We start from the raw sequence: 4077 nt of genomic DNA, 5'->3' as shown, positions 1-4077 counted from the left end.
CATCCTCGGGAGCTGAGCTCGGCTCGGCTCCCGAGGATGTCGGGGGCTGGTGGAGATCTAGGTCAGGGCAGCGAGGTGACGGTCAGGTCGCCGTCGGCGTACTGGGCGCGCAGCCGTTTCTTGTCGAACTTGCCGACGCTGGTCTTGGGCACCTCGGTGATGAAGGTCCAGCGTTCGGGCAGTTGCCATTTGGCGACTTTGTCGGCCAGGAAGTCGCGCAGCTCGGCGGCCTCGGCGGCGCCGGCCTCGGTCAGCACGATGACGACCAGCGGCCGCTCGTCCCACTTCGCGTCCGGCACTCCGATGACCGCGGCCTCAGCGACGGCCGGGTGGCCCATCACCGCGTTCTCCAGATCCACCGAAGAGATCCACTCGCCACCGGACTTGATGACATCCTTGGAGCGGTCGACCAGGGTGAGATAACCGTTGGGGCTGATCTTGCCGATGTCGCCGGTACGCAGCCAGCCGTCGTCGAACTTGTCGGAGTCGATCGCGACGCCGTCGGGGGAATAGTAAGAGGCGGTGATCCAGGGTCCGCGAACTTCCAGCTCGCCTAGTGAATCGCCGTCGTTGGGCACGACGTTGCCATCGTCGCCGACCAGCCGTGCCTGCACACCGGCGGGGAAACGACCTTGGGTATAACGAAACTCCCACTCCTGCTCGCCGGTGACACCCGCAGGCGGATGAGCGACGCTGCCCAGCGGTGAAGTCTCGGTCATGCCCCAAGCCTGCACAATTCGCAATCCGTGCTGCTCATGGAAGGCGCGCATCATCGAAGGCGGAACCGCCGACCCGCCCACCACCGCGGCGCGCAAGTGCGAGATGTCCTGCGGCCTGGCAGCCAGCCCGGCAAGTACCCCGCCCCAGATGGTTGGCACGGCTGCGGCGAAGGTCGGCTTCTGGTCTGCCATCATCTCCAGCAGCGGTCCCGGCTGCAAGAAGCGGTCGGGCATGAGCAGGTTCGTGCCCGCCATCAGCGCGGCATAGGGCAGGCCCCAGGCGTTCGCATGGAACAGGGGCACGATCGCCAGCACGTTGTCGGAACCGGTGCAGCCCATACCCATCGGCGAGGCGACCTGCATCGCGTGCAGCCAGTTGGAGCGGTGGGAGTACACCACGCCCTTCGGATCGCCGGTAGTGCCGGAGGTGTAACACATTGCGGCGGCAGACCGCTCATCGATCAGCGGGTAGTCGAAGATGTCGGGCTGGGTGGCGAGCAGTTCGGTGTAGGAGTGCACCTGCACGCCGGCAGGTGCCTGCAACGCCTCGGCGCCGCCGTTGGCAACGATGACGTGACGGACCGTCTTCAGGTTCGGCAGATACTGGGCGAACATCGGCACCAGCGAGCCGTCAACGATGACGACCTGGTCTTGGGCATGATTGGCCACGAACACCAGCTGCTCTGGAAACAATCGGATGTTGAGAGCGTGGAGCACCGCGCCCATCGCGGGCACGGCGATGTAGCTGACCATGTGCTCGTTGTTGTTCCACATGAAGGTCGCGACCCGGTCGCCGATTCCGATTCCGAACCCGCGCAGCGCGTTCGCCAGTTTCGCTGCCTCAGAACCCATTTCACGGTAGGTCATGGTGCGCACGCCGCTGCCGGTCCAAGTGGACACTGTGCTGTCGCCTTGGAAGGTCGAGGCGTACTTCAGTAGCGTCGCCAGCGAAAGCGGCTCGTCCTGCATGGTGCTCAACATCGGTGCGGTGTCTCCTCTAGCTATTGATCGCATTTTCGTTGTCCTCGGTGGGGTGGGGTTGATCAGCCGAATACCTGCGGCAGTTGATGGCTGGTTCGACTGGTGAACTGTGGTCGCCTCTTGCCGAGGAACGCGTCGACGCCTTCTTTGCCGTCGGCGATGCTGGTGTAGAACATCGCCAGCGAGTCGACCCGGTGGGCGTCGAGCGGATGCGGTTGTGCGCTGTTGCGGTACATCATGTGCCGGGCCAGTGCGGTAGCGACCGGTGAGCGGTCAGTAATGAACTTCTTCGCCAGCGCATACGCGGTATCCAGCAGATCGGTCGCCGCCACGACCGTGCGAACCAGTCCGCTTTCGAAAGCGGCATCGGCGGTAAGGATTTCGGCCGCATAGGTCCATTCCAAGGCGCGGCTGATTCCGACGATGCGCGGCAAGAACCACGTGCTGCACGCTTCGGGAACGATGCCGAGCTTGCCGAAGACGAACCCGATGCGGGCATCATCGCTAGCTATTCGAATGTCCATGGGTAGGGTCATCGTCGCTCCGACTCCTATTGCGGCGCCGTTGATGGCGGCGATCACCGGTTTGGTGCACGCGAAGATGGCTAGCGCCACGCGCCCGCCCGCATCACGCACACCCTGATGGATCGGCGGATCGGTCAGCCGGTGATGCATGTCTGTTGGTGTGGGCCGGGCTGTTTCATCCAGACCGAACACGTTGCCGCCGACCGACAGGTCCATGCCCGCGCAGAAGGCACGCCCGGCACCGGTCACCACGATCGCAGCGACTGCGTCATCACGGCTGGCTTGCTCGAACGCGTGCACCAGCTCGTCGGCCATGCTCACGGTGAACGCATTGAGTTGGTCAGGGCGGTCCAGCGTGATTGTCAAGATCGCGTCGTGTACCTCGTAGCGCAGGGTCTGGAAGGTCACCGGGTTGCTCCTGACTGGGGTGTGATCGGCCGACGTGGATATCGCGCGACCGAACCAGATCGTGTTCGCTATGCCATCCCCGTCCCACGAGACGGCGTCGATGAAGGAAATCGGTCCTGCTGGGCGTCTTTGCCAGCAGCACTCGACAAGCTGTAAGTCTGTGCAGCCTCGGCGGCGAGAACTTGCCTTTGCGCGACAACAATTTGACTTCATCCGACAGATTCGCTTCGTCCGCGACGAGCCCTTCACCTGGAGTGCGGGCGAATTTGCAACATCTACTTGATTCGTTGCTACATTTGTGAGTATGTTGCATTCATGAGTGGTCCGGGTCACAGCAAAGTGTCAGCCGAGCAGGCGATCGCCGTCGCCAGGCGCAAGTTCCTCGAGGGCGACCGTTTGGATATGCAGAAACTCGCTGCTGAACTCGGGGTCGACCGAACAACACTGTTCCGTTGGGTCGGCAATCGCGACCATCTGCTCGCGACCGTGCTGTGGTCGCTCGCGGAACCGACTCACCGCGCGGCGGTGGCAGCGACCACACGCACCGGTGCGGCCCGGATCGCGGACGCGACGGGCACGTTCGGTCAGGCACTCATCGACGCACCGTATTTCCGCAGGTTTCTCCGCAGCGAACCCGAACGCGCTCTGCGCCTGCTCACGACCAAGGAAAGCCCGGTGTTGAACGAAATCGTCGACGCTGTGGAGCGCGTGGTGCAACAGGAGTTGGACCGTGGCCATCTCATTCACCCGATGTCGGCGCACGATCTGGCCTATCTCATCGCGCGGATCACCGAATCCTTCATCTACGCAGATCTCATCACCGGAGAAGACCCCGACGCAACGAAGGCAGCCATCGCGGTAGCAGCGTTGCTCGGCGACCCCACATATATCCCGAAGGGAACGTAGTCATGACCGTAAGCGGGCAATGTAGCCCCGAATTCGATGATCTCCGAACGGAGTTCGAGAAGAACATCGCCTCAGGTGAGGAGCTGGGCGCTTCAGTAGTCGTCGACATCGACGGCGAGGTCGTTGTCGACCTATGGGGAGGGTTCAGCGACAGCGAGCGGACCCGGCCATGGGAAGCCGACACCATCACCAACGTGTGGTCGTCGACGAAGACAGTTACGAGCCTGGCAGTACTGATGCTGGTCGACCGGCATCAGCTCGATGTCCGCGCCCCGGTCGCGGAGTACTGGCCCGAATTCGGCGCCAACGGCAAGGACCGTATCGAGGTTCGCCACCTGCTGTCCCATACTTCCGGTGTCGCCGGCTGGGAACCGCCGTTCGCCCTGGACAATCTTTACGATTGGGATTCGGCGAGTTCGCACCTGGCTGCACAGAAGCCGTGGTGGGAGCCGGGGAGGTCCTCGGGCTACCACGCCCAGAACTACGGCCAACTGCTCGGCGAAGTTGTTCGCCGGGTCTCTGGGAAGTCCCTGGCACAG

General features: G+C 63.2%; 4 protein-coding genes. 2 read left to right on the top strand and 2 right to left on the bottom strand.

Features of this window, described 5'->3' with window-relative positions; all coding sequences use genetic code 11:
- Positions 1 to 62 precede the first annotated feature (62 nt).
- A complete protein-coding gene (locus ACFWF3_RS26830; protein ID WP_379316143.1) occupies positions 63 to 1700 on the bottom strand; it encodes a long-chain fatty acid--CoA ligase in 1638 nt (545 codons plus the stop codon).
- A 62-nt stretch (positions 1701 to 1762) separates the two neighbouring features.
- Positions 1763 to 2632: a crotonase/enoyl-CoA hydratase family protein gene (locus ACFWF3_RS26825; protein WP_379316141.1), complete on the bottom strand. Its 870-nt coding sequence runs from the start codon at positions 2630 to 2632 to the stop codon at positions 1763 to 1765.
- A 315-nt stretch (positions 2633 to 2947) separates the two neighbouring features.
- Between ACFWF3_RS26825 and ACFWF3_RS26820 the strand changes: the two genes are divergently transcribed.
- Complete coding sequence (locus tag ACFWF3_RS26820) at positions 2948 to 3538, top strand: QsdR family transcriptional regulator (protein WP_379316139.1); 591 nt, start codon at positions 2948 to 2950, stop codon at positions 3536 to 3538.
- Between the two features lie 2 nt (positions 3539 to 3540).
- A partial coding sequence (locus tag ACFWF3_RS26815; protein ID WP_379316137.1) for a serine hydrolase domain-containing protein occupies positions 3541 to 4077 on the top strand: 537 nt, incomplete at its 3' end.

Origin of the sequence: Nocardia sp. NPDC060220 (genome assembly GCF_042727815.1) — a bacterium.
Classification (GTDB): Bacteria; Actinomycetota; Actinomycetes; order Mycobacteriales; family Mycobacteriaceae; genus Nocardia.
The sequence above is the reverse complement of the archived record's forward strand: the minus strand, read 5'-3'. Positions and strand labels throughout refer to the sequence as shown.